21 protein-coding genes and 1 pseudogene are annotated in these 23,956 nt (G+C 66.3%); 6 read left to right on the top strand and 16 right to left on the bottom strand.

What is annotated here, in order from left to right; genetic code table 11:
* Positions 1-239: 239 nt before the first annotated feature.
* A complete protein-coding gene (gene katG / locus IAQ70_RS20955; RefSeq protein ID WP_190991878.1) occupies positions 240-2,534 on the top strand; it encodes a catalase/peroxidase HPI in 2,295 nt (764 codons plus the stop codon).
* 61 nt (positions 2,535-2,595) lie between these two features.
* Here katG and IAQ70_RS20960 read toward each other — a convergent pair whose 3' ends face one another.
* Both IAQ70_RS20960 and IAQ70_RS20965 read right to left on the bottom strand, forming a co-directional pair.
* Positions 2,596-2,988, bottom strand: coding sequence for a nuclear transport factor 2 family protein (locus IAQ70_RS20960; protein ID WP_190991879.1), 393 nt, complete (start codon positions 2,986-2,988; stop codon positions 2,596-2,598).
* Between the two features lie 255 nt (positions 2,989-3,243).
* Positions 3,244-4,710: an HNH endonuclease signature motif containing protein gene (locus IAQ70_RS20965; RefSeq protein WP_190991880.1), complete on the bottom strand. Its 1,467-nt coding sequence runs from the start codon at positions 4,708-4,710 to the stop codon at positions 3,244-3,246.
* Between the two features lie 140 nt (positions 4,711-4,850).
* On the opposite strand from IAQ70_RS20965, the gene IAQ70_RS20970 reads away from it, so the two are divergent.
* Positions 4,851-5,093 (top strand): SDR family NAD(P)-dependent oxidoreductase, encoded by a 243-nt coding sequence (locus tag IAQ70_RS20970; protein ID WP_317983732.1) that lies wholly within the window; start codon positions 4,851-4,853, stop codon positions 5,091-5,093.
* Between the two features lie 213 nt (positions 5,094-5,306).
* Here the strand turns inward: IAQ70_RS20970 and IAQ70_RS20975 are convergent, their stop codons facing one another.
* Positions 5,307-5,732, bottom strand: coding sequence for a CBU_0592 family membrane protein (locus IAQ70_RS20975; protein ID WP_190991881.1), 426 nt, complete (start codon positions 5,730-5,732; stop codon positions 5,307-5,309).
* 184 nt (positions 5,733-5,916) lie between these two features.
* Between IAQ70_RS20975 and IAQ70_RS20980 the strand changes: the two genes are divergently transcribed.
* Together IAQ70_RS20980 and IAQ70_RS20985 are read left to right on the top strand one after the other, a co-directional pair.
* Positions 5,917-6,525: a sugar O-acetyltransferase gene (locus tag IAQ70_RS20980; protein ID WP_190991882.1), complete on the top strand. Its 609-nt coding sequence runs from the start codon at positions 5,917-5,919 to the stop codon at positions 6,523-6,525.
* Positions 6,522-7,109 carry a TetR/AcrR family transcriptional regulator gene (locus IAQ70_RS20985; protein ID WP_190991883.1) on the top strand — a complete coding sequence of 196 codons (588 nt, stop codon included), beginning with the start codon at positions 6,522-6,524 and terminating at the stop codon, positions 7,107-7,109. The genes IAQ70_RS20980 and IAQ70_RS20985 overlap by 4 nt, the downstream gene beginning before the upstream one ends.
* A 16-nt stretch (positions 7,110-7,125) precedes the next feature.
* On the opposite strand, the gene IAQ70_RS20990 is transcribed toward IAQ70_RS20985, so the two are convergent.
* Positions 7,126-8,064, bottom strand: a complete 939-nt coding sequence (locus tag IAQ70_RS20990) for a LysR family transcriptional regulator (RefSeq protein WP_190991884.1) — start codon at positions 8,062-8,064, stop codon at positions 7,126-7,128.
* Between the two features lie 240 nt (positions 8,065-8,304).
* On the opposite strand from IAQ70_RS20990, the gene IAQ70_RS20995 reads away from it, so the two are divergent.
* Both IAQ70_RS20995 and IAQ70_RS21000 read left to right on the top strand, forming a co-directional pair.
* Positions 8,305-9,423, top strand: coding sequence for a PrpF domain-containing protein (locus IAQ70_RS20995; protein ID WP_190991885.1), 1,119 nt, complete (start codon positions 8,305-8,307; stop codon positions 9,421-9,423).
* A gap of 12 nt (positions 9,424-9,435) precedes the next feature.
* Positions 9,436-10,878, top strand: coding sequence for an SLC13 family permease (locus tag IAQ70_RS21000; RefSeq protein WP_190991886.1), 1,443 nt, complete (start codon positions 9,436-9,438; stop codon positions 10,876-10,878).
* A gap of 111 nt (positions 10,879-10,989) precedes the next feature.
* Here IAQ70_RS21000 and IAQ70_RS21005 read toward each other — a convergent pair whose 3' ends face one another.
* From IAQ70_RS21005 to IAQ70_RS21060, 12 genes and pseudogenes are all read right to left on the bottom strand, one after another.
* Entirely contained in the window at positions 10,990-12,483 is a 1,494-nt protein-coding gene (locus tag IAQ70_RS21005; protein ID WP_190991887.1) for a CoA-acylating methylmalonate-semialdehyde dehydrogenase, read from the bottom strand.
* A 2-nt stretch (positions 12,484-12,485) separates the two neighbouring features.
* Positions 12,486-13,511, bottom strand: a complete 1,026-nt coding sequence (locus IAQ70_RS21010) for a Gfo/Idh/MocA family protein (protein ID WP_190991888.1) — start codon at positions 13,509-13,511, stop codon at positions 12,486-12,488.
* Complete coding sequence (locus IAQ70_RS21015; RefSeq protein ID WP_190991889.1) at positions 13,508-14,395, bottom strand: sugar phosphate isomerase/epimerase family protein; 888 nt, start codon at positions 14,393-14,395, stop codon at positions 13,508-13,510. Before IAQ70_RS21015 ends, IAQ70_RS21010 begins: the two co-directional genes overlap by 4 nt.
* Positions 14,392-15,177, bottom strand: a complete 786-nt coding sequence (locus tag IAQ70_RS21020; RefSeq protein ID WP_190991890.1) for an SDR family oxidoreductase — start codon at positions 15,175-15,177, stop codon at positions 14,392-14,394. Before IAQ70_RS21020 ends, IAQ70_RS21015 begins: the two co-directional genes overlap by 4 nt.
* A gap of 3 nt (positions 15,178-15,180) precedes the next feature.
* Complete coding sequence (gene iolG / locus IAQ70_RS21025; protein ID WP_190991891.1) at positions 15,181-16,194, bottom strand: inositol 2-dehydrogenase; 1,014 nt, start codon at positions 16,192-16,194, stop codon at positions 15,181-15,183.
* A gap of 84 nt (positions 16,195-16,278) precedes the next feature.
* Positions 16,279-17,211 carry an NAD(P)-dependent oxidoreductase gene (locus IAQ70_RS21030; RefSeq protein WP_190991892.1) on the bottom strand — a complete coding sequence of 311 codons (933 nt, stop codon included), beginning with the start codon at positions 17,209-17,211 and terminating at the stop codon, positions 16,279-16,281.
* A gap of 77 nt (positions 17,212-17,288) precedes the next feature.
* Entirely contained in the window at positions 17,289-18,314 is a 1,026-nt protein-coding gene (locus tag IAQ70_RS21035; protein WP_190991893.1) for a LacI family DNA-binding transcriptional regulator, read from the bottom strand.
* A gap of 2 nt (positions 18,315-18,316) precedes the next feature.
* Positions 18,317-19,528 (bottom strand): Gfo/Idh/MocA family protein, encoded by a 1,212-nt coding sequence (locus IAQ70_RS21040; RefSeq protein ID WP_190991894.1) that lies wholly within the window; start codon positions 19,526-19,528, stop codon positions 18,317-18,319.
* A 25-nt stretch (positions 19,529-19,553) separates the two neighbouring features.
* Positions 19,554-20,327, bottom strand: coding sequence for an HpcH/HpaI aldolase family protein (locus IAQ70_RS21045; RefSeq protein ID WP_190991895.1), 774 nt, complete (start codon positions 20,325-20,327; stop codon positions 19,554-19,556).
* Positions 20,324-22,273 (bottom strand): 3D-(3,5/4)-trihydroxycyclohexane-1,2-dione acylhydrolase (decyclizing), encoded by a 1,950-nt coding sequence (iolD, locus tag IAQ70_RS21050; RefSeq protein WP_190991896.1) that lies wholly within the window; start codon positions 22,271-22,273, stop codon positions 20,324-20,326. The genes IAQ70_RS21045 and iolD overlap by 4 nt, the downstream gene beginning before the upstream one ends.
* Positions 22,274-22,298: 25 nt before the next feature.
* The gene (locus IAQ70_RS21055) at positions 22,299-23,729 is read right to left on the bottom strand and encodes an aldehyde dehydrogenase family protein (protein WP_190991897.1); all 1,431 of its coding nucleotides are present in this window, start codon (positions 23,727-23,729) and stop codon (positions 22,299-22,301) included.
* 31 nt (positions 23,730-23,760) lie between these two features.
* Positions 23,761-23,956, bottom strand: a pseudogene (locus tag IAQ70_RS21060) (sugar ABC transporter ATP-binding protein); the annotation flags it as partial.

Consider the following 23,956-nt stretch of genomic DNA (forward strand, 5'->3'; position numbering starts at 1 on the left):
GACACCTCATGTTATCGAGGCAGGCTCCCGCGAAATATGGAAGGCTACCCAAATGCAGTGGCAGCCTTTCGGTCGGCTGACCAAGTTTGCAGGGTTCCTAAGCCTGTATGCGGCCAGCAGCGCTGCGCGTTCTGACGGCGTAGGGGGTCTCCCCCGGCCCTCCCGTCTGTGGTCAAATGGGAAGGTTGAACCGGCCGCCCGAGTCCGCTCCACGGCCTCGGCCAGATGGAAGGAAGCTCATGACCGATCGCCCGGAACACCCCCCGATCCCCACCCCTGGAAGTGCCCAAGGCCTGGACAGCAAGGTCGAGGGCGGCTGCCCGGTGGCCCACGGCAGCGTGACCTCGCACGGCAGCGAGAGCGAGAACCCGGCGATCGATTCGCCGCAGCCCAAGGGGCACCGGCCCCGCACGGTCGCGGACTGGTGGCCGAACCAGCTGGACCTCTCCGTGCTCCACGCCCACAACCAGGCGGGCAACCCGCTCGGCCCCACGTTCAGCTACCGGGAGGAGTTCCAGAAGCTCGACGTCGAGGCACTCAAGCAGGACATCACCCAGGTCCTGACCACCTCCCAGGACTGGTGGCCCGCGGACTTCGGCCACTACGGCGGCCTCATGATCCGCCTCAGCTGGCATGCGGCCGGCACCTACCGCGTCCATGACGGCCGCGGTGGCGCCGGGGACGGCAGCCAGCGCTTCGCGCCGCTGAACAGCTGGCCGGACAACGCCAACCTGGACAAGGCCCGGCGGCTGCTCTGGCCCGTCAAGCAGAAGTACGGCCAAAAGCTTTCCTGGGCCGACCTGATTGTCCTGGCAGGGAACGTCGCCCTCGAGTCCATGGGCTTCAAAACCTTTGGCTTCGCTTTCGGCCGCGAAGACGTGTGGGAGCCCGAGGAGATTTTCTGGGGACCGGAGGACACCTGGCTCGGCGATGAGCGGTACATAGGTGAGGGCCAGATGTCGGAGGAGGTCGGCTCCACGGAGATGGGCCTGATCTACGTCAACCCCGAGGGTCCGATGGGCAACCCGGACCCGCTCGCGGCCGCGGCGTTCATCCGCGAGACCTTCAAGCGCATGGCGATGAACGACGAAGAGACCCTGGCGCTGATCGCCGGCGGCCACACGTTCGGCAAGACCCACGGGGCTGGCGACGCCGACGCGCACGTGGGCCCCGAGCCCGAGGCCGCCAACCTCGAGACGCAGGGCCTGGGCTGGCTCAGCACCTACGGGACCGGCAACGGCCCTGACACCATCACCTCCGGCCTGGAGGTTACCTGGACGGATCGGCCTACCGAGTGGAGCAACCGCTTCTTCGAGATCCTGTTCGCGCACGAGTGGGAGCTTGTTAAGAGCCCCGCGGGAGCGCACCAGTGGGTGGCCAAGGACGCGGAGGAGATCATCCCGGACGCCCACGATCCCGGAAAGAAGCACCGGCCCACGATGCTCACCACAGACCTCGCGCTGCGCGTGGACCCGGCCTACGAGAAGATCTCGCGGCGCTTCCTGGAGAACCCGGACGACTTCGCGCTCGCGTTTGCCAAGGCCTGGTACAAGCTGCTGCACCGCGACATGGGCCCCGTCGGCCCCCACATGCTCGGGCCCTGGGTCCCGGAGGCCCAGCTCTGGCAGGACCCTGTCCCGGACGTGGACCACGAACTCATCAACGAGCAGGACATCGCCTCGCTCAAGGCGAAACTGGTGGACTCGGGCCTGTCCGTCTCGCAGCTCGCGGGCACGGCATGGGCCGCCGCGTCCACCTACCGCAAGACCGACAGGCGCGGCGGCGCCAACGGCGCGCGCATTCGTTTGGAGCCCCAGCGCAGCTGGGAGACCAACGAAACCGAGCAGCTTTCGACGGCGCTGCAGGCGCTTGAGACGGTGCAGCAGCAGTTCAACTCCGCCCAGACCGGGGGCAAGAAAGTCTCACTGGCAGACCTGATCGTCCTCGGCGGCTGCGCGGCGGTGGAGAAGGCCGCGAAGGATGCCGGCTTCGACGTCACCGTGCCGTTCCGGCCGGGACGCACCGACGCCGCCCAGGACCAGACCGACGTCGAGTCCTTCCAGTACCTGAAGCCGCGGGCGGACGGGTTCCGCAACTATGTACGCGCCGGCGAGAAGCTCCAGCCGGAGACCCTCCTGCTGGACAAGGCGTACCTGCTGGATCTTTCCGCCCCGGAGATGACGGTGCTGGTGGGCGGCATGCGCGCCCTCGGCACCAACGTCGGGGGCTCCACCCACGGTGTCCTCACCGACAGGCCCCAGACGCTGACGAACGATTTCTTCGTCAACCTGCTCTCCCCAGGGAGCAAGTGGAAGGCATCGGAATCGGAGGAGAACGTCTACGAGATCACCGACGTCGCCACCGGGGAGCTGAAGTGGACCGCCACGCCCGTGGACCTGGTGTTCGGCTCCAACTCCCAGCTCCGGGCCCTGGCAGAGGTCTACGCGAGCGATGACGGCGGGGAGAAGTTCGTCAAGGACTTCGTGGCCGTCTGGGTGAAGGTCATGGAGCTGGACCGCTTCGACCTGCGCTGATGAATGCGTCCGGGCCGGTCGCAGACGCGGCCGGCCCGGAGCACGCTTCCTGATACAGCCGTTAAGACCAGAACTCGGCGGCCTTGGCCGTGTCCTCTTGAAACTCATTGACCTCGGTGACTTTCCCGTCCCTGAGCGTGAAGACGATGACGCCGTGCTGCTCCATGGACTGGCCGCTCCGCTGTGCCTGAGCAGTTTGCAGGGCGACCGTGTGGCTCTCACCGGCGATGACATCCTGAAGTTCAGCTTTTGCCGTGCCGCCTGACCGCGAAAACAGCTCACCGAAATACGCCAAGATCTCGTCTGGCCCTTGTTTGACCCCCGCGAGGCCGCCGCTTCCGCCGACGCGCCAGACCGCATCAGGGGCGAAGAGGCCTTTGAGCGTTTCTATGTCCCCTGAATTGAAGGCTTCATAGCCGCGCCGCACCAGTGCGGCGTCTTCCTGATTTCCCATCGCGAACCCTTTCCAACACCATTGTCGGGGTCCCAGCGCAGCAAGTTTAGGCCTGGTGGATGGGGTTGTCCATGGCGCGCGGGGCTCGGGGAAAATGGCGGTACCCCGGTGGTCGCGGCCAAGGTCCTCGGCCAGGCTTTCCCGGATGCTCGCAGGTGCCTGCCGATACCGTTGGCCGCGCGTATGTGAAGTCGGTGGAAGGCATCCAGACAGGCCAGATCGACGCGCTGGACTGAGGTATCAAACGGGGCATGCCTAGAACGGCGGCGGCTCTGGCTGCTGGAGCGGATAAACAACCTTGCCGACGTTCGCTGGTTCGGTGGAATATTCCCGGCCCAGCGGTGAACACCACTCGAGATCCCCCGTGGGTGACGACTGTCTATAGCTCCAGGCGCCGATGGACTTCAGCGCATGGTGGCGTCGGCAAAGCAATGCCAGGTTGCCGGCGTCGGTAGTACCGCCGTCCTGCCACTCGATGGTGTGATCGGGTTCGCAGGCGGTGGCCCGACGCATGCATCCGGGGAATCGGCAGGTGCCGTCACGAGAATACAGATACCGGCGCAGAGCCTTCGGCGGACGGTAGGCCGCTCGGCCAACGCCCAGGGCCTGGCCCGTGGTGAAGTCGGTCAATAGCCGCTGCCATGTGGGAGCTAGGGCCGCCAAGCGCCGCGCCGTGGCAGCATCGAGGGGACCGTAGCCTTCAAGCTCAGCCATTTCAATGTCCTGGCCGCCGAGAACACTATTGACGGGAATGGTCACGCTGACTTCGGCACGGAATGCTCCGGATTCCTCCCCGTCAGATCCACCAAAGAGCTCGTCAGAGCCACCAAAAAGACGGTACGCCAGAGCATCAGCGCGAAGCTCTGACAATGTGCCGGAATCGGAAGTGGAGCCGGAATCGGAAGCACCGCCAACCCCGGAAGCGGCGCGGGATTCAGCCGTGCCGTGCCCTGGAAGGCTTCTGAGCTCTGCAGCCCGCGCATTGGCCTGCCGCGCATCGCGATCGAGTCCGTTGTAGATCGCCATCCCGACGTCCGCCGTGAGATACGCGGACAGCGTGCACATTCCGTCAGGCTCGGCGGAAAACCATACACCGCGCTCCCGCTGCGCAGACTCTTTGCGGGCCGTGAGGCTTTCGGGGTGGAGGTGCTCGCGCAGCCGCCTCAGGCAGGCGCGCAATTCGGACGGTGTGCGGCGGCGCCCCTGCCGCGTCCGCGTGCGCTGCAGGGCCGCTGATGCAAATTTTTCGGCCTGCCCGGGAGGAAGGGAACGGGCCTGGTCGAGGATGATCCGGGCGTGCGCGTCGGAAATTTTGCCCGCCTCAAGCGCTTCCAGGACTTCCCACTGGGACGTCGCCAGATCCGCTGCATCTCTCAATGAGCGTGCGGCAGTGCCCTCCGAGAGGGCACAGGCAGTGGACACTTCGGCGACGGCCAGCGCACGGACTTCTTCCCCGCCAAACCGTACCGGCTGGGCCTCTTGCCGCGGTGGAGCATCTTCGCCGACCGCTTCTTCGACCCGGGCCAGGGCGCCGTACTTCACGGCGGTTCCCCAAGCGATGAGCCGGTCGGCGGCCCCCGCCACCTCCAGCGCTTCGTCGGCCGTCAGGAAAGAGGGAAGCGGGAAGCTGACCGTGCCGGTCAGGGGCGAATCCCAGCGCTCCGTGAATGCGACGGCAGGAACCCATGTCTCGTCATCGGTAACGAACGCCTGAACTTCCATACCGCACCTCCTCCGAGAAACCACTTCCGACCTCCCCGCCGCCGGATACTTTCAGGCTAGTGGGAGGGTCTGACATTCATGCTGCGACCGGTTCACGCAGGTAAATACGCTCCAAAGCCAGCACCCCCACACAGCGGCAGGTGAGTCCGGCCGTCGTCGCCGGCCGGATCGTGAACAACGACTCCCAGTGCGGCCTGTATCCGGCGCCAGAGCACATCGCCTACAACGTGTCCACGGCCGCCGTCGTTGCCTTTACGCAGAACCCGGCCGGGGGCTACGCGTCCCACACCAAGGAGAATATCCCGGCCTACGCCGTTGCACCGGGCTGGGTGGCCACGGAGGGACCACCACATGACGCAGCGACGCATCGACGACTGGTGTGAGCTCACCGCGCCACCGTGGACATCCGGCAGCAGGGAAGAATCGTCGGCAGCGGGCTCGTAGACGCCGTCACCGGCGGCGGACAGAACAGTATGCGTCTGCGCCGTCGACCAGACCCTCCACGTCAAGCCCAGAATTCGGAAGCCTTGGCCGTGTCCTCTTGAAACTCGTTGACCTCGGTGACTTTCCCGTCCCTGAGCGTGAACTTGTTTGCGTCAGTGTTTTACGCGCGCGGAGTCCGCTGCGTGGCTGTCGCGCAGGCTGGCTTCGCATGCGGCCGCGCGTCCCTCGACGTCACCCTGAACGGCAGCCGTAATGGCCTGAACAACAGCAATCTGGCCGGTCGTGTCAGGGACGCCGGGGAACTGGACCTGCGTCTCGTCAGGAGCCGTCACAGACGGCTGGCCCGCGGATCGCATGCGAAGAAGCGCGATGCCGGAAATGAGGAACCAGGCAATATTCGTGACCACGGAAGGCCACGCCTCGTGGACCGCACCATTAACAATGAAGGCACAGGCGCCAATGAGGTTCGCCGTCTGGAAGCGTCTGCCGGCCTTCAACCAGCCCATGGACACCGACAGATAGGCACTCAGAATGAGAGCCGCGCCCGACCAGCCGGCGATTTCCCACAGCGCTTCCATAGTGACCTTTCAGGGGTTGGCCCGGCTGCTCGTGGCGGGGCGTGGTGTTGACGGGCAAGGACCTTATGCGTTGGCCGACGGCGTAAATCATACTCCTCGTACGTACTGCCTTTAGCCACCCATAGGTACGGCCGTACACATGTAATGTACGGTTGTACCTAACCGATTTCGCCAAAGGAGAGCCATGGAGAACAAGCACTTGATCGACGACGGCCGCAGCATGCGTCAGCGGATGCTGGACGGTGACGACTACATCGCCGACGATCCGGATTTGGCGGCTGCGAACCGCCGGGCCATCGAGCTGTCGTTCCGCTTCGAACAGACCTGGCCATCCGACCCGGCAGCAGGCAACGCGATCCTGGCGGAGCTCGTGGGCTCACTGGGCGCAGATACGGAAGTGCGCCCGCCGCTTCGCGTGGATTACGGCAGCTACATCTCCATTGGGGCCAGGACGTTCATCAACTACAACCTGACGGCCCTCGACGTCGCCCGCATCACCATTGGCGATGACGTTCAGATCGGACCGAACGTCCAGCTACTGACGCCCACCCACCCGGTAGCTCCCGAACCGCGCCGCGCGAAAGTTGAAGGCGCGAAGCCCATCACCATCGGGGACAACGTCTGGATTGGCGGCGGGGCAATCATCCTGCCCGGCGTGACCGTGGGGGAAAACTCCGTCGTCGGCGCCGGCGCCGTGGTCACACGCGAGGTCCCGGCGAACGTCGTGGTGGTGGGCAACCCCGCCCGCGTGGTTCGGCACCTCAACGAGACCGATCCGATCGACCCGGCATGACGCCGTCGTCGGCCAATGCCGCTACCGGCACGCCGCCGGGGCACCGCCAGCGCCGGCACGATCCCGACCGCAGGGAACGGCTCATCGATGTAGCTCTGGCAGTAATCGCCGAGCACGGCGTTGCCGGGACCTCCCACCGGCGTGTTGCCGCGGCCGCGGAGGTTCCCTTGGGCTCCATGACCTACCACTTTGCCGGCATGGACGAATTGCTGGAGGCCGCCTTCACCCGGCTGGCCGAGCACGCCGCCGATGCCTTCGATCAGGCCATGATGCAGGCCCGGACCCCAGTGGAGGCGGTGGAGGCGATCGTCGGACTGATCACCGGCACCGTACTGAACCGGCGTGAAGCGATGGTGGCCACGTACGAGTTGTACTCCCTGGCTGCCCGCCGGCCCGAGATACGCACCATCACCAACGCCTGGATGGCGCGCAGCCGCAGGGCCCTCGAACGCCACTTCGAGCCAGATACGGCCTTAATGCTTGACGCCTTGATTGAAGGCCTGACCATCCACCGGGCGCTCTCCCTCAAGCCCATGCCGGTCAGCACTGTCCGTGAAGCTGTCCAACGGATCGTCGCCTCATGACCCGTCGCAGCTCTCCCTAGAGGTAGTCGCCCACGTGCTCCCGGGCGATTTCCAGGAGAGTGGAGTGGAAGGCGACCTCTGCCGGGGCATAGACCTTGTCCTGGCGCTGGGCCAGCAATACGCGCCGCATGGGGGCCGCAGCACCGAGACTGATGACCCGCACGTCGGGGTGCTGGAGGGCCACTGCGGTTTTGGGCACCATGGCCACGCCCATGCCGACACTGACCATGGCCTGGGCCTCCTGGTAGTCGTTGGCCAGGAAGCCGATCGTCGGCTCGAATCCGGCGTCGTGCGCCGAGCGCTGCAGGACCTCAACCACCGGGTGGGCCTCCGCGCGAACTATCCAGGACTCCTTCCGCAGCTCCTCCATCTTCACCTCATCCCGGTCAGCAAGCGGATGCCCGCGGGCTACGAGGATTACTGTGCTCTCCTGGAAGACTTCTGTTACCCGGATGGAGTCGTCGTGGAACCTATTCCAGGGATAGTCCCAGAGCAGGCACAGTCCGGTGACGCCGGACTGGAGGTCTGACACCAGTTCGTCAAAGCGCGCGCTGCGCACCGAGAGGCCAATTGCCGGGTACCGCTTCTTGAAGGCCCGGATGACAACGGGCAAAAATGATCCGGCGAGGGTGGGAAACGTTCCCACGGTCAGGGAACCGCGCCTGAGGCCGGCGATCTGGTCCAGGTCAGATTGAGCTGCCCGCATCTGACCGATGATCCTGCGGGCGTGCCCGGCCAGCACCTGCCCGGCCTCGGTGGGCACTACTCCCCGGGAGCGGCGGTTGAGCAGGGGCTGCCCCACTTCCTGCTCCAGCTTCCGCAGCTGCTGGGAAACGGCCGACGGCGTGTACATCATCAAATCAGCCGCAGCGGTGATGGAGCCCTGCTCCACGACCTCAACCAGCAGGGCCAGGCGGCGGATGTCGAATAATTCTTGGCTCTCATCGTGAAGCAAAACTTCACCCTTCTGTTGTATTGGTTCATTCTATGCAGTTGTCCGCAGATCGGCGTGCCAGCAGCGGCATATAGTGCCGTGAATTGACCGGCTGGCCGTTCTCTAGCGTTGACCCCACAATGATTGAAGCAAACCTACATAGTCCCTCACATATTGAACATTGTCTTCATATGTGATTCGGCTCATTCTCTTATCAGGCCCCTGAACCGAATGCGCGGCCCGAGAGATGTGGGAAAGACAATGAAGATAGAAGCTGAATGGATGCGCGGAGGCACCAGCAAGTGCTGGGTCTTCGAAACGGAGCACCTGGACCAGACCCGCACCAGCCTGGATGAGCTGCTTCCCCGGCTGTTCGGAAGTCCCGACCACAGGCAGATTGATGGTGTCGGCGGGGCAACGTCGACCACCAGCAAAGCCATGATCCTTCGGCGGCCGTCCGATGCGGATGTCGACGTCGAGTTCACCTTCGCCCAGGTCGGCATCGAAGAGGCCGCGGTGGACTGGGGCAGCAATTGCGGGAACTGCTCCGCGGTGGTGGGACTTTACGCGATTGAAAAGGGGTGGGTGGTCCCCCGCGGAGACGTCACCCGGATCGTCACCCGCAACACGAACACCGGCCAGATCATCATCCAGCGCGTGGCCACTCCCGCAGGGGCCCTGCCCATCGTTCCGGACGCGCACATGCCCGGGGTTGCGTTTCCGGGCTACCGGGTGGGACTCGGCTTTCAGGACCCGGCCGGCAAGACCACTGGAAATCTCCTGCCCACCGGCGCCGCCACCGACACGATAACCGCGGGCGGAACGCGCTGGACTGTATCAATGGTCGACGCCGGCGCCCCGGTGGTGATCGTCCGCGCTGATGAGCTCGGCCTTGACCCCGCCCGGTACGACAGCTGGGCAGCCGGGGTGGAACTGCAGCTGGAAACGCTGGAGCACATCCGTCGCCAGGCAGCCGTCCGGATGGGGCTGGCACCAACCGTTGCCGCTGCCGCCCGCGCCATCCCCAAGCTCGCGATCGTCGCCTCCCCCGCCCAGCCGGACGCGGACAGCGACGTCAACGTCATGATGCTCTCGATGGGCAAGCCCCACCCGGCCCTGGCCATCACCGGGAGCGTCGCCCTGACTCTCGCCGCACGGACACCGGGCACCGTACTCAGCAGCATCACCGGCGACACCCCGCGGGCCACGCTGCGGCTTCGCACCCCTGCAGGGGTGATCGAGACCTGGAGCGAGGAGCGCGACGGGACTCTGCTGGTCGGCGTCGACCGGACTGCCCGCACCATTGCCACCACAGTCATCCACCTCCCCGAGGCCCTCGGCAACGCCGTCGAAGCCTCACTCGCATCAGCCACTCAATGAGGAGCCAAGATCATGACTAAAACCATTTACGAGCCTGCTTCCGAAGCAGAGCGCGATACCCGGAAAGTCCCTGCCAAGCGTCCCAGCCGCCGTATCCTGCTGATAGCGGTAGCCGCGACCGCGATCCTGGGTCTGGTCGCCCTCGTGTTCGGGGGTGCCATCTTCAACCCGGCAGCCACCCCGGAATCGGAGCCGACCATGACCGCCACCCAGATCATCCCCCTGGTCATCCTCGTCGTAATGTTCGTCGTCGCCACAAAATGGCCGCTGAACATCGGGGTGATGGGCCTGGTGGCCTCCTTTGGCGTCGGGTACTTCATGCTCGGCATGAGCGACAAGCAGATCCTCGAAGAGTTCCCCGCCAGCATCGTCCTGACGATCATCGGCGTCACTTACTTCTTCAGCATGGCGCAGCGGAACGGCACCATCAATATCATCGTCCAGACCTGTGTGCGCCTCGTCCGCGGCAAGACGATGCTGCTTCCTTGGGTGTTCTTCCTTATCGCCGCCGCCCTGACGTCGCTGGGCACCTTCTCCCCGGCCGCCGTCGCCCTGCTGGCACCCGCTGCCATCGGCTTCGCCTACGAGTCCCGCATCCACCCCGTCCTGATGGGCGCGTTCATCATCAACGGCGCCCACGCCGGCGGCTTCTCCCCGCTGTCCGTAGCCGGCGTGCTGGTCCACGACATCTCGGTAAAGAACGGCTTCGCCATCGACCAAGGCTCGCTCTTCGCGGCCAGCTTCGCCCTGAATCTCATCCTCTCCGCCCTCACCGTGGCCCTGTTCGCCCTCCTGGGCAAGCTGCGCGACGGCAAAGGCGGCCAGCACGCCGACGTTGACACCTCCCGCACCGGCCGTCCCCACGGCCAGCAGATCCTCACCCTGGCCCTGATCGCCGTCATGCTGGTGTGCACCCTGGGCTTCCACATGCCGATCGGCTTTGTGGCCCTCGCCGCCGGTCTCCTGCTGGCATTCGTGAACATCAAGGAACACCAGACCTTCATCGGCGGCATCTCCTGGTCCACCGTCCTGCTCGTGGCCGGCATGATCACCTACGTCTCCCTGCTCCAGCACGTAGGCGTCATCGACACCCTCGCCGAGCAGGCCCTCGCACTGGGCGCACCCCTGCTCATCGCCCTGGTCCTCTGCTACGTCATCGGCGTCGGCTCGGCCTTCGCATCCTCCACAGCACTGCTCACCGCGTTCATCCCCCTGGCCGGCCCGCTGCTCGCCACCAGTTCCCTCAGTGCTTCCGGAACCGTTGCCGCCCTCGCCATCGCCGCCACCGTGGTGGACGTCTCCCCGTTCTCCACCGACGGTGCACTGGTGGTTGCCAACGCCCGCGCTGACGACCGGCAGCGCGTCTACAAGCAGCTGATGATGTACGCCGGCGGCGTGGTGCTGGTGGCACCCGCCCTGGCCTGGGCCCTGCTGGTGCCGACCGGCATCATGTAAACGGTCCGCCCGTCATCGGAACCCCCGTATTAGCAGCCCGCCCGTAGCGGCCCGCCGGCATCAGCCGGCGGGCCGCTACGTGCATTCACTGACTACGAGGTTCCCCGGCGCTCAGTTGGAAGGGAAGTTGTACGAAGCGCCGGACGCGTGGCTTGCCTCGGGCCAGCGTGAGGTGACCACCTTGCCGCGGGTGTAGAAGGAGACGCCTTCGGGACCGTAGATGTGCTTGTCGCCGAACAGGGACGCCTTCCAGCCGCCGAAGGAGTAGTAGGCAACCGGAACCGGCAGCGGCACGTTGATGCCGATCATCCCGACATCCACGGAGCGCTGGAACTTCCGGGCCGCAGCACCGGATGAGGTGAAGATCGCCGTGCCGTTGCCGTAGGGGTTGGCGTTGATCAGGGCGATTCCGGCATCCAGGTCCTCGACCCGGACGACGACGAGGACCGGTCCGAAGATCTCCTCGGTGTACGCGCTCATTTCGGTCTTGACGTGGTCGATGACGGTGGGGCCAACCCAGAAGCCTTCCTCATGGCCGGGCACCACCAGGTCGCGGCCGTCCACCACCATCGCGGCGCCCGCGGCTTCCGCCTCGGCAATGGTCTTGACAATGAAGTTCCTGGAGTCCGCGCTGATGACCGGGCCCATGTCGGCGTCGGGTTCGGTGCCATTCTTGACCCGAACGGCGACGGCGCGCTCCTCGACCTTCTTGACCAGCAGATCTGCAGCATCTCCGACGGCGACGGCGACGGAAATGGCCATGCAGCGCTGGCCTGCGGAGCCGAACGCGGCGGCGGCCAGATGGTCGGCGGCGTTGTCCAGATCGGCGTCGGGCAGCACGATGGCGTGGTTCTTCGCCCCGCCCAGGGCCTGGACGCGCTTGCCGTGTGCGGTGGCCACTTCATTGATGTGCTTGGCCACCGGGGTGGACCCCACGAAGGAGATGCCGTCCACGTCGGGGTGGGTGAGGAGGCCGGAGACCACTTCCCGGTCACCGTGCAGGACCTGGAACACGCCGTCGGGCAGGCCGGCCTGCTTGAAAAGATCGGCGAGCAGCATGGCCGCGGACGGGACGCGGTGGGAGGGCTTGAGGATGAACGCGTTGCCGGTGGCGATCGCCATCGGAGCCATCCACAGCGGCACCATCACGGGGAAGTTGAACGGGGTGATGCCGGCGACGACCCCGATCGGCTCGCGGAAGGAGAACACGTCGATGCCGGTGGAGACCTGGTCCGAGTATTCCCCCTTGAGCAGCTGCGGGATGCCGCACGCGAACTCGATAACCTCCAGGCCGCGACCGATCTCGCCCTTCGCGTCGGACAGGACCTTGCCGTGCTCGGCGGTGATCAGCGCGGCCAGCTCGTCCACGTGGGATGCCACAAGCTCCCGGAACTTGAACAGCACGGCCGTGCGCTTGGCCAGGGAAATGTCGCCCCAGGTGACGGCCGCGGCCTTCGCCGCAGCGACTGTCGTGTCGAGGTCCGCCTGGTTGGCCAGCCGCAGCTCCGCGGTGATGGCGCCCGTGGCGGGGTTGTAGACAGGCTTGGTGTCGGTTCCCGAACCTGAGGCCTCGGATCCGCTGATGAAGTGGTTGATGAAAGTCATGGTTACTGCTCCTGTAGTAAGTGGTGTTCCACCGCGTGCACCGGTTCGACGTTCCGTGGGAGTCCTGCGGCGAGGGATTCATGGAGGGCGAGGCGGACGGCCAGGTTTTGCTCCGTCAGTTCCTGATGGACAACCTCTTGCCCGGAGTCGCGGGCCCAGATGCTGAACCGTTCAATTTCGACCTTGAACGGGTCCTCGATGACATCAAAGGCCTCCGTACTGCCATCCCGAAGCGAAACCGTCACGCGGGCCGCGTCCCCCGGATTCGGGTCAAAGGCGTTGTCGAGCGTGATCTGCCCCTTGGTGCCGATGATCTGGAACGTGTTCACGCGGGGTCCTTCAAAGCCGCAGTCCAAAGTTCCGATGACGCCGTCATAATCCAGGATCGCGGCGACGGTGGTCTCCACGGGGTCAGCCGGGCTGGTTCCCTTGGCGTACACGCTGACGGGAGCCCGCCCCATCACCATGTTCATGATGTCGACGGCGTAGCATCCGACGTCATTGACGGCGCCTCCCTCAAGTCCCGCCTGCAGCCGGACCTCCCCCGGGCTGCGGTCCATCACAAAGTGGAACCGCGCGTGCATCGAGACAATCGGGCCGATCCGGCCCGCGTCGATGAACTCCCGGACTTTCTGGTGCTGCGGATGGAAACGGTACATAAACGCCTCCATCAGGCTCACCCCGTTCCGCCCGCAGGCCTCGACGACGCGGGCGTAGTCCTCGAGACTGCCCACCAGCGGCTTTTCGCAGAGGATGTCCTTGCCCGCCTCCGCCGCAGCGATGATCCATTCGGCGTGCAGTCCGTTGGGAAACGGCAGGTAGACGGCCTCGATGGCCGGATCAGCCAGGAGTTCTTCATGCGATGAGTAGACGGCCGGGATGCCGAAGCGGGCAGCGACCTCGGCGGCGCGGCCGTTGGGGCTGCTGATCGCCGCGGCGGTTGCGTTGCGGGCCTTCTGCATGGCCGGCAGGAACTTGTCCTGGGCGATGCGGGCGGTGGTGAGGACGCCCCAGCGCACCGCGCTCATGTGGCGAGCCCGGCTTCCAGCTCACGGAGGAACGCCACGGACTGCCGGACATCCCGGACGGGCCCGTCGCCTGCCGGCGCGGCTTCGAGGATGGTGTCCTGTTCCATCGTGAACCAACCGCCATAGCCAGCCTCGAGGAGGTGCAGGACGATGTCGGCAATTCCCACGTCCCCCTGGCCAAGGGGGACATACATTCCGGTCTTGACGCCGTCGGTGTAGGAGATTTCACCCTTCTGGACCCGCTCCGCGACGGCCCTGCGTACGTCCTTGAGGTGCGTGTGGCCGATGCGTGCGGCGTAGTCCCGGGCGAGCTGGCCGGGGTCCGTGCCGCCGATGAGCAGGTGGCCGGTGTCCAGGCAGAGGTTCGCGGCGGTGTCGTTCAGGACACGGTTGACGTCCGACGTCGTCTCGATCATGGTGCCCACGTGCGGGTGCACCACTGCCTGGATGCCCTGATCGGCGGCGGCCTTGACGATGGTGTCCAGGTTCCGGCCGAACAGGTGCCAGCCATCGGCGTCGAGCTCGTGCCGCTGGTCATAACCGGCGACGCCGGTTTCCGCTGCCAGCACCATGATGCTCGCCCCTGCCGCCTGGTAGGCGTCCAGTTCGGCCGCCACGGCCTTGAGCGGGTCCTTGGCGGCATCGTGCAGGATGATCGGGAAGAATCCGCCGATGGCCTGCAGGTTGTGCCGCTGCAGCACCTCAGCGCGTGCGGTTGCTTCCTCGGGCAGGAAGCCTGCCGGGCCGAATTCCGTGGCGGTGATGCCCAGGGCGGTCATCTCGGACAGGACGCGGTCTGCCTCAAGCTGGTGGCCCCACCCGGGGACTTCACACACGCCCCAGGAGATGGGGGCGGCGGCAAGGCGGCTGGTGATGGTGCTCAATCTGATCCTCCAAGTACGTTCTGATCCCAGTCAATGACCGAGCCGGTGACCACTCCGCTCCTGCTGGAGAGGAGAAAAACTGCAAATTCGGCGATCTCGTCCACTTGGCCGAGCTTGCCCATCGGCACGGAGGCGTTGGCTTTTTCCAGCCAGTTGTCTCCTGCCCCGTGGAACTTCTTTTGGGTTTCGGATTCGCCGTCGGTGGCCGTCCAGCCGATGTCCAGGCCGTTGATCCTGATCTTGTCCCAGCGGTGCGCGTGGGCGGCGTTCCGGGTGGCGCCTGCCAGCCCGGCCTTCGCCGCCACGTAGGGCGCCAGGTAGGGCTGGCCGCCGAGTTCGGCGATGGAGATGATGTTCAGGATGCTGCCGGAAGCTCCGCGTTCACGGAGGTGTTTGATCGTTTCGGCCATGATGAAAAACGGTGACTTCAGGTTGACGGCGATGTGCGCGTCGAAGAGTTCCGGTGTGGTGTCCAGCATGGTTCCGCGGGTGGTGAGGCCGGCGGCGTTCACGGCGCAGTCGAGCCGTCCGAACACGGAGATGGTTTCCAGCACCGAGTTGCGTGCCTGCTCGACGTCGGCAAGATCGGTTTTGATGAAGCGGGCCTGGACGCCGGACTTCTCCAGCTCGGCGGCGAGTGCCTCGCCGGAGTCGGCGTTGCGGCCGGTCACGGCCACTCCGGCCGCGCCTTCGGCTGCCGCCCGGCGGGCGATGCCGGCGCCGAGGCCCTGGGTGCCGCCGCTGACAAGGACCACCTTGTCGGCGAGGAGCGGGCTGTTCATTCCCTACTCCTTTCCGATGGTGACCACGCGGCCGGACCTGGCGGATTCATCGGCGGCGTTGGCCAGGACGAGGGCCATTACGCCGTCGTCAAAGCCCGGGCTGCAGCTGGTTCCGCCGCGGATGGACTGGACGAAGCTGTCCAGCTCATTGCGGTAGGCCTGGCCGTAGCGTTCCAGGAAGAACGGCAGGTAGGCGTCGGACTCCTCGGTGCCTGCGGCGCTGTACTTGCGGACGGTGGTGGGGGCCATGTTGCCGGCGGTCAGCAGGCCTTCGCTGCCGAAGGCTTCCAGCCGCTGGTCATGGCCGTAGGCGCTGTGGCGGGAATTGATGATGGTGATCTGCTCCCCGCCGCGTCCGCGCAGGTTGATGACCACCGAGTCGAAGTCGCCGGCCTCTTCGATGTAGTCGCAGAACAGGTTCGAACCGGTGGCGGAGACTTCGATGATGTCCGGGACGAAGAACCGGGCCATGTCCAGGTCGTGGATGCTCTGGTCCCGGAAGATTCCGCCGGAGGTTTCGATGTACGCCTTCGGCGCGGGGGCGGGGTCGCGGCTGATGATGGTCAGCTGCTCCAGGCGCCCGATTTCGCCGGCCTCAACCCGTGCGCGGAGCGAGGCGAAGTTCGGGTCGAAGCGGCGGTTGAAGCCGAGCATCAGCGGGCTGCTGGTGCCGCGGAGCTGATCACGGCATTCGCGGACCCGGTCGATGTCCAGGTCGATCGGCTTTTCGCACAGGGCGGCGACGCCGGCGGCGGCGGCCCGGGCGATCAGGTCAACGTGGGTGCTGGTGGGCGAGCCGATGATGACGGCGTCCAGGTCGGCGTTGGCGAAAACCTCATCGGCGGTTTCGACGGCCTGGGCTCCGGTGGTGGCGGCGAGGTCCTGCGCGCCCTTGATGAACGGGTCAGCGATCCAGGCCAGTTCCAGGTCGGGGTGGTCGGCGATGTTCCGGGCGTGGACCTGGCCGATGCGGCCGGATCCGAAGAGTGCAACCTTGAGGGGTCGGTCACTGGACATGGGTGAGGGTCCTTTCCTGTTTGCCGCCGGCGGCTGATCCGCCGGCGGCTGCGTGGGCCTGATGGGGTGTGGTGGGGCTGTTCGTCACGGGGCCGCCACGGCCGCCGGGACGCGTCCGGCCAGGACATCCACGGCGCCTTTGGCGGCGTCGCGGACCGTGTGGGCCATTCCCTGGCGGGTGAACCCCATCAGGTGGGGCGTCAGCACGACGTTCCCGTGATCAAAGAGGACATGGTGGGCCGGTGGTTCGGGATCGTAGACATCCAGTCCGAGGCCGCCCAGCTGCCCGGAGAGTAGGGCCTCATGCGCGGCGTCCAGGTCCACGAGCCCGCCCCGGCTGCAGTTGACGAGCACCGCTCCGGCGGGCATCACGGCGAGCCGTTCGGCGTTGATGAGGTTGTGGTTTTCCGGCGTCAAAGGCACGTGCAGCGTGACGAAGTCGCTGCGGCGCAGCAGTTCCTCGACAGTTTCGCAGCGGATGCCGGCAGGGACGTCCGCAAACGGATCAAAGGCCAGGACCTTGAGGTCGAAGGCCTCCGCGATCCGGGCCACGCGGCGCCCGATGCGCCCGTAACCGATGATGCCCAGGGTGAAGCCCTCCAGGTCACCGACGGCCACCCCGGACCGCTCGTCCCAGCGGCCGTCCCGGACCAGCGCCGTCAGCGTCGAGAGCTTCTTGACCAGTGCCAGCAGGTGGGAGAACACGCCTTCGGCGACGGACGCCGTATTGCTGCCGGGTGTGATGACCACGGGGATGCCGCGGCGGTTCGCCTCCGCGACGTCCACGAGGTCGGTGCCGACGCCGGTCCGGGCGATGACCTTCAGGGCGGGCATCCGGTCCAGGAGTTCACGGTCCACGCGGTAGGCGGCGCGGACAATGGCGGCATCGGCCCGGGCGAGGTCCGCGTCGGTGGGATTGTGGATGATTTGCTGGTGCGGAGCCAGTTCAGGTTCCACCAGGCCGGCCTCGACGCTGCCAAGAGCTACGACTATTTGGGGTGTGCTTAGAGAAGCCATCGTCATCCTTGATGATGTGGGGGTGCACTCCCGGGAAGGCTTGGGAAAGCCCGCGGGGTGACGGTATGGGTGGGAGGTTAGAGGCCGAGCAGGCTGGACTTGCGGATGACCAGTTGCGGGACGATCGGCTGATGGACGAAGCCGCCGTCAAAGTCACGGTCCTGGATGCGCTGCAGGAGCGTTTTCGCCCCGAAGACGCCGATGCCGGAGCTGTCCGGGTCCACGGTGGTCAGTCCCAGGCGCGGCATGGCGCCCAGTGCGATGTTGTCGTATCCCGTAATGGCGACTTCGATGCCGCGTTCATCGGCAGCAGTCATGGCGCCGAAGGCGGCGAGGTCGTTGATGCACGCCAGCGCCGTGGGGCGCTGGTGCCTGGACCGCGAGGAACCCAGCGCCCGCTGGGCGGCGACGTAGCCGGACTCCTGGAAGAAGTCGGCGTCAACCACGTGGATGTGGCGGGCCAGCCCGTGTTCTTCCATCGCGGCCGAATATCCGTCCACGCGTGCCCGGCCCACCGAGCCGCCCAGCCCGCCCAGGTGCGCGATGTTCTCGTGCCCCTGGGCGATCAGGTGCTCAACAACCATGCTCATGCCGAGGGCATCGTCACTGCGGACCACGTCTGCGGTGTCAATGTAGTCCGGTCCGCCGCCGGCGAAGACCACGGCCCCGCCGGAAACGGCGCGGTTGAACGGCGCCTTGTCGGGCACCGTTCCCACTACGAGCAGGCCTGCGACGCGCAGGTCCCGGAAGGCCTGGAGGATGGACTGGTCCACTCCCCTGCCGGCCGCCGTGACCGCACTGAAGAGGACGGTGTGTCCTGCCTCTTCCAGGACGGTCCGGGCGGCGTCGGCCACGTCAAACGCCCACGGGTTGTGCATGTCGCTGACCAGCACGCCGATGGTTCCGTTGTCGCGTGTTGCCAGGGACCGGGCTGCGAGGTTCAACTCATAGCCCATTTCCTCAACAACTTCGAGCACCCGCTTACGGCGTTCGTCACTGACGCGCGGTGAGTCGCGCAGGACGAGGGAGACCAAGGACTTGGAGACGCCGGCGCGTTCGGCCACGTCCTTGATCGTGGGCCGACGGGCGGATGCGGTGGTCATCGCTAGACCCGCGCTGCCGTGGTGCCCTGGATTTCCTCAATCTTCTGCCACTGGCCGGAGAGTGAGGATGCTTCGGCAGCGCTGACGATCGCGGCAGCCGAGGCGGCATCGTGGATGTTGGAGTTTTCCTGGGCTCCGCCGGCGACGGCGACGAGGAACTTCTTCGCCTCGATCACCTTGAGGTCGTCAAAACCCATGCTGTTGCCGGGTCCGGGCTGGAAGTAGGCGTAGTCGCCGTGGCGCGGGCTGGCGTTCACCGTGGTGTAGCCCTGCTCGTCGTTGTTGCGTCCCAGGCAGACCTTGAGTTCGTTCATGCGCTCAAAGTCCCACTTGAGGGAGCCTTCGGTGCCGTAAACCTCAATCTGGTAACCGCACTCGGGGCCGACGGCGACGCGGGACGATTCGATGGTGCCGACGGCGCCTGCGCCGACTGCGGACGGGCCGAAGCGGACCAGCGCTGCAGCGTAGTCTTCATTCTCGACCTCCCCCATCTCACCGTTCTCGATCACCGCGAAGTGCGTGCCGGATCCCATGGCCAGTTTGGGCCGCTGCGTGTAGACGGTGCTGGTCAGCGCAGTGACCTCGGCGATGGGTCCGACTACATACTGGCACAGGTCGGTGGCGTGGCTGAACAGGTCGGCCAGCACGCCGGTCCCGGCGAGTTTCCGGTCGAAGCGCCAGGACAGGGCGCCGTTGGGCTCGGAGGCGTAGCCGGAGAAGAAAACGGCACGGACGTTGGTGATCCGGCCCAGGCGGCCGTCCGCAATCAGTTTCCGTGCGTGCTCCACTGCCGGAGCGTGGCGGTAGTTGTAGCCGATGGAAGTTACGACGCCGGCATCCACTGCGGCTTCCTGCACGGCGGCGGTTTCCTGGTACCCGCGTCCAACAGGCTTTTCGATCCAGAAATGCTTTCCTGCCCTGGCAGTTGCGATGCCGATTTCAGCGTGGAGAAAGTTGGGGGCGCAGATGGAGACGACATCCACGTCCGGGTGGTTCAGGACATCGTTGTAGTCGGTGGTGCCTTCGGCGAAGCCCAGGACGTCGCGGGCATAGTCCACGCGGCCGGGCGCCGTGTCGGCGGCGATGACGAGCTTGGTCTTCAGGCCAAGCTCCGGGTAGGCGTACGGGACGGTCTGGTAGGCCCGGGAGTGGAGCTTTCCCATCCAGCCGACGCTGATGAGACCGACGCCGATGGTGCGAGATTCTGCGTTCACGTTCTTGCTTTCCTTTGGTTGTTAGTCAGTTGCGGGCGGTGTCGAAGGCGTCGCGGTACGCCGTCGCCATGATGGTGGAGTCCGAGCCGATGGCCACGAACCGGAAGCCCTGGCGGACATATTTGGCGGCTCCCATGCCGTCCACGGCAAGTATTCCGGCGGCCTTGTTGTGCAGCTGGGCCGCGGCCACGACGCGCTGCAGGGCCTCCTGGAAGACGTTGCTGTCCAGCTGGAGCGGGACCCCGAGGGCGTAGGAAAGATCCAGCGGCCCGACAAAGATCACGTCGACGCCGTCCTGGGCGGCGATGTCTTCGACGGACTCCAGCGCCTCGAGGGTTTCGATCTGGATGACGCCGAGGGTTTCCTGGTCCGGTTCGGTGAGGGTCCGGCGGTCCATGCCCCAGCGGCAGGAGCGGTTGTAGGTGGCCACGCCGCGGTCGCCACGGGGCGGATACAGCATGTGTTTCACCGATTCGGCGGCCTGATCCACGGTGTTCAGCCGCGGAACCATGATCCCGGCGGCGCCCTGGTCCAGGACCCGGCCAATGCGGATGCGGTCTCCGGATTCGACCCGGACGATGGTGGGGACGCCGTAGCTGCCGGCGGCAATGACGCCGTCGCGTACCGCGTCCTCGCCGCCGGAGCCGTGTTCGAGGTCGATCAGGATCCAGTCGGCGCCGGCTGCCGCGCAGACCTCGGCCGCCGTCGCCGATGACATGCCTACGAACGTGCCGATGGTGGTGTCGCCGTCGGCAAGGCGCCGGCGGAGCTGGCCTGCATCCAATGGTCCGTGGCTCATCCGAACCACCGCTGGCTGCCGCGTGCCTTCTCGTAGTCGGTGCGGAGCGTGCGGACCCATTCCTGGCCGGAAACTTCCGCCGGGGCAACGTCCCACCAGACGTCGCCGCCGGGCAGGTCAACGTGGGGCACCGTGGGTACCACGATGACCACCGGGCCCTGGGTGTCCCTGGTCGAGGACAGTGCCTCCCGGACCTCGGCTGCGGTAGTGGCGCGGATGGCCAGTGCACCGAGGCCTTCGGCGATCTGCCGCAGGTCCACCTTGAGGTAGTCGCCGTCGAGCCGGGCCTTGGGGGCGTCGGCAGCTGCGACGCTGCCGCCGCTGGTGCGGTAGCGGAACTCGTTGCCGAATTCCTTGCCGGTGCGGTTCATCTGCAGGCGGTGGATGACCTGGTAGCCGTGGTTTTCGGAGACGATGATGGTTACGTTGAGCCCTTCCTGCGCCGCGGTGAGGATCTCCGTGGGTGCCATCAGGAACGTACCGTCGCCGATGAACGTGACCACGCGGTTGTCGTTGTTGCCTTCCGCCAGCCGGACGCCCATGCCTGCGGCGATTTCGTAGCCCATGCAGGAGAAACCGAATTCCAGGTGGCAGTTGCGGTTGCCCGTGGCGTCCCAGACCTTCTGCAGGTCGCCGGGAGCCCCGCCCGCAGCGGCGATGACCGTGTCGCCGGAGCGTGCGTGCTCCTGCATCAGCCCGATCAGCTGCGGCTGGGTGAGGACGGCCTCGGTGACGGGCGCGTCCGGGTGGTCTGCAGGGTTGTAGGCGGTGTCCGCGTCGAGCCATTTGGTCCGGATGGGGGCCCAGCCGGCCTTCTCGGACTGGACCGTGTCCTGCCAGGCTTCGCTGGTGCTGTGGCCTTCCAGTGCCTGGGCCAGGGCTTCGAGCCCGAGCCGGGCGTCGGCGAGGATCCCGGTGGCACCCTGTTTGCGGGTATCGGCGTCCACGATGTTCAGGGACGCGAACCGGACGTCCGGGTTCTCGAAGATGGACTGTGAGCCGGTGGCGAAGTCCGTGAGCCGGGTGCCGACGTTCAGGACCAGGTCGGCCTGCTTGACGAGGGTGTTGGAGGCAAAGTTGCCTTCCAGGCCCACGCCGCCCACCTGCCACCATTCGTCCTTGGTCACGGCGCCCTTGCCGCCGAAGGTCTCCACCACGGGAATTCCCACCTGGCCGGCCAGCGCTTCAAGTGCAGCGTGGGCGTCCGAGTAGTGGATGCCGCCGCCGGCGATGATCACCGGACGTTCGGCCGCGCGGATGAGCCGGGCGACGTCGTCGACCTCTTCGGGATCCGGCAGCGGCCGGCGGATCTTCCAGTCGCGCGGTTCGAAGAATTCGGCCGGGAAGTCGTAGGCGTGGGACTGCACGTCCTGGGGCAGCGAAATGACCACGGCGCCGGTATCGGTGGGGCTGGTCAGCACGCGCATGGCCTGCGGCAGGGCGGTCAGGAGCTGCTCCGGGCGGTTGATCCGGTCGAAGAAGCGGGAGACGGGCCGGAACGCGTCGTTGACCGTCGCATCAGCCTCGATGGGGTGCTCAAGCTGCTGCAGGACCGGGCCCTGATGCCGTGTTGCGTAGGTGTCTCCGGGCAGGAGGAGCAGCGGAAGCCTGTTCACCGTTGCCAGCCCGGCGGCGGTGACAAGGTTCAGGGCGCCCGGGCCAATGGATGCGGTCACGGCGAGGACGGCCTGGCGCCGGCTCGCCTTGGCAAACGCCGTCGAAATGTGGGCCATGTACTGCTCGTGGCGGCCCTGGATGAACGGCATGTCGTCGGCCAGTTCGTCGAAGGCCTGGCCGAGGCCGGCCACGTTGCCGTGTCCGAAGATTCCCAGCGCGGCGGGGACCAGGCGGCGCCGGACGCCGTCCGCAACGGAGTGCTGGACCGACAGGTATTTGATGACGGCTTGGGCTGTGGTGAGCCTGATGGTCTGTGAGTTAGTGGTCATTGCCTTATTCCAAGTTGGTGGTGGGTTACCAGGGGCGTCCGTGCAGGATGACCGTTTTTTCTTCGGTCATTTCATTCACTGCGGAGCGGACGCCTTCCTTGCCGATGCCGCTGCCTTTGAGCCCTCCGTAGGGCATCAGGTCGGCCCGCCACAGGGGCGTCCAGTTGATGTGGATGTTGCCGGCGTCGATCTGGCGCATGGCCCGGATGCTGCCGGAGACATCGCTTGTGAAGATCCCGGCGCCGAGCCCGTAATCGTTGTCGTTGGCCATGGCGATCGCTGATTCGATGTCCGTCGCGGAGGAAACCGCGACGGCGGGTCCGAACAGTTCGTTGCGGCTGAGCGGGGAGCGGGGGTCGACGCCGGCAACAACCGCCGGGGTGACCACGGCGCCGTCGCGGTCGCCGCCGGTGAGCACTTTGGCGCCGGAGTGCCCGGCCTCGCGGATCGAAGTGTGGACCCGGATCGCTTCCTCTTCGGAGATCAGTGACCCGAGCCGGGTGTCGGCTTCCTTCGGGTTGCCCACAGCGATGGCCTCCACCTTGGGCACCAGCGCGTCCAGGAAGTCCGCCTCGACGCGGCGGTCCACGATGACCCGCTGCACCGAGATGCAGACCTGGCCGGAGTTGATGAAGCCGCCTGCGGCGACGGCGCTGGAAGCCAGTTCCAGGTCGGCGTCCGGGAGGATGATCACGGGGCATGAGGCGCCGAGCTCCAGGGACAGTTTCTTCACCCCGGCGATCGAGCTGATCCGGGTGCCCGTGGCGGTGGACCCGGTGAAGGAGACCTTCCGCACCCGGGGATCGGTGACGAGCACATCCCCCAGGGTGCTGCCGGGGCCGGTCAGCACGGACAGCGCCTCCGCCGGCAGGCCGGCGTCGACGAAGCACTGCGCCAGTTTCAGCGCCGTCAGCGGCGTGGCACGGGCAGGCTTCAGCACGACGGCGTTGCCGGCTGCCAGCGCCGGTGCGATTTTGTGCAGCACCAGCAGGGCGGGGTAGTTGAACGGCGTGATGGCCACAACGATGCCCACAGGCTGCCGCAGGGTGAAGCCGATCTTGTCCTGTCCGGTCCCCGCGTTGGCATCCAGCGGAAGAGTGGAGCCGTACAACTGGCTTCCCTCGTAGGCGGCAAGGCGGATGATGTTGCCTGACCTGCTGGCTTCACCCCGGGCTTCCGTGATCGGCTTCCCGGTTTCGGCGCTGATGGTCTGGGCGATGTCCTCGGCGCGCTCATCAGCCAGGGCAGCCGCGCGGAGGAGGATGTCCACCCGCTCGTGCGCCGGCGTGGACCTCTGCAGGTGGGCGCCGATCTCGGCCCGGTCCAGGGCGGCGTGGGCGTCCTGGACCGTGGCGACGGGAACCGTGTCAATGATCCGGCCGTCGAAGGGTGACCGGACGTCCTCGGTCCTGCCGTCGGCGGCACCGCGCCAGGTTCCGGCGATTAGCATGTGCATGGTTGCTCCATCTGGTTGTAAACGTTCGCGCTCAGTGGCGCCGGGTGGTGCTTTCGTGGGCGGCGTCTGCGACGTCGGCGACTTCGGCCTGGACTTCCTTCACCACGTCGCTGTGGCCGCCGAGTTGTTCGAGTTCGTGCGCGAGTTCGGCCAATTCGGCGCCGCCTGCCATCTGGGCGGTGAGCTCGTCCAGGGTGATGTCTTTTTTGTCGTAGTAGCCGATCGAC

Source organism: Pseudarthrobacter sulfonivorans, from assembly GCF_014712225.1.
Lineage (GTDB): Bacteria > Actinomycetota > Actinomycetes > Actinomycetales > Micrococcaceae > Arthrobacter > Arthrobacter sulfonivorans.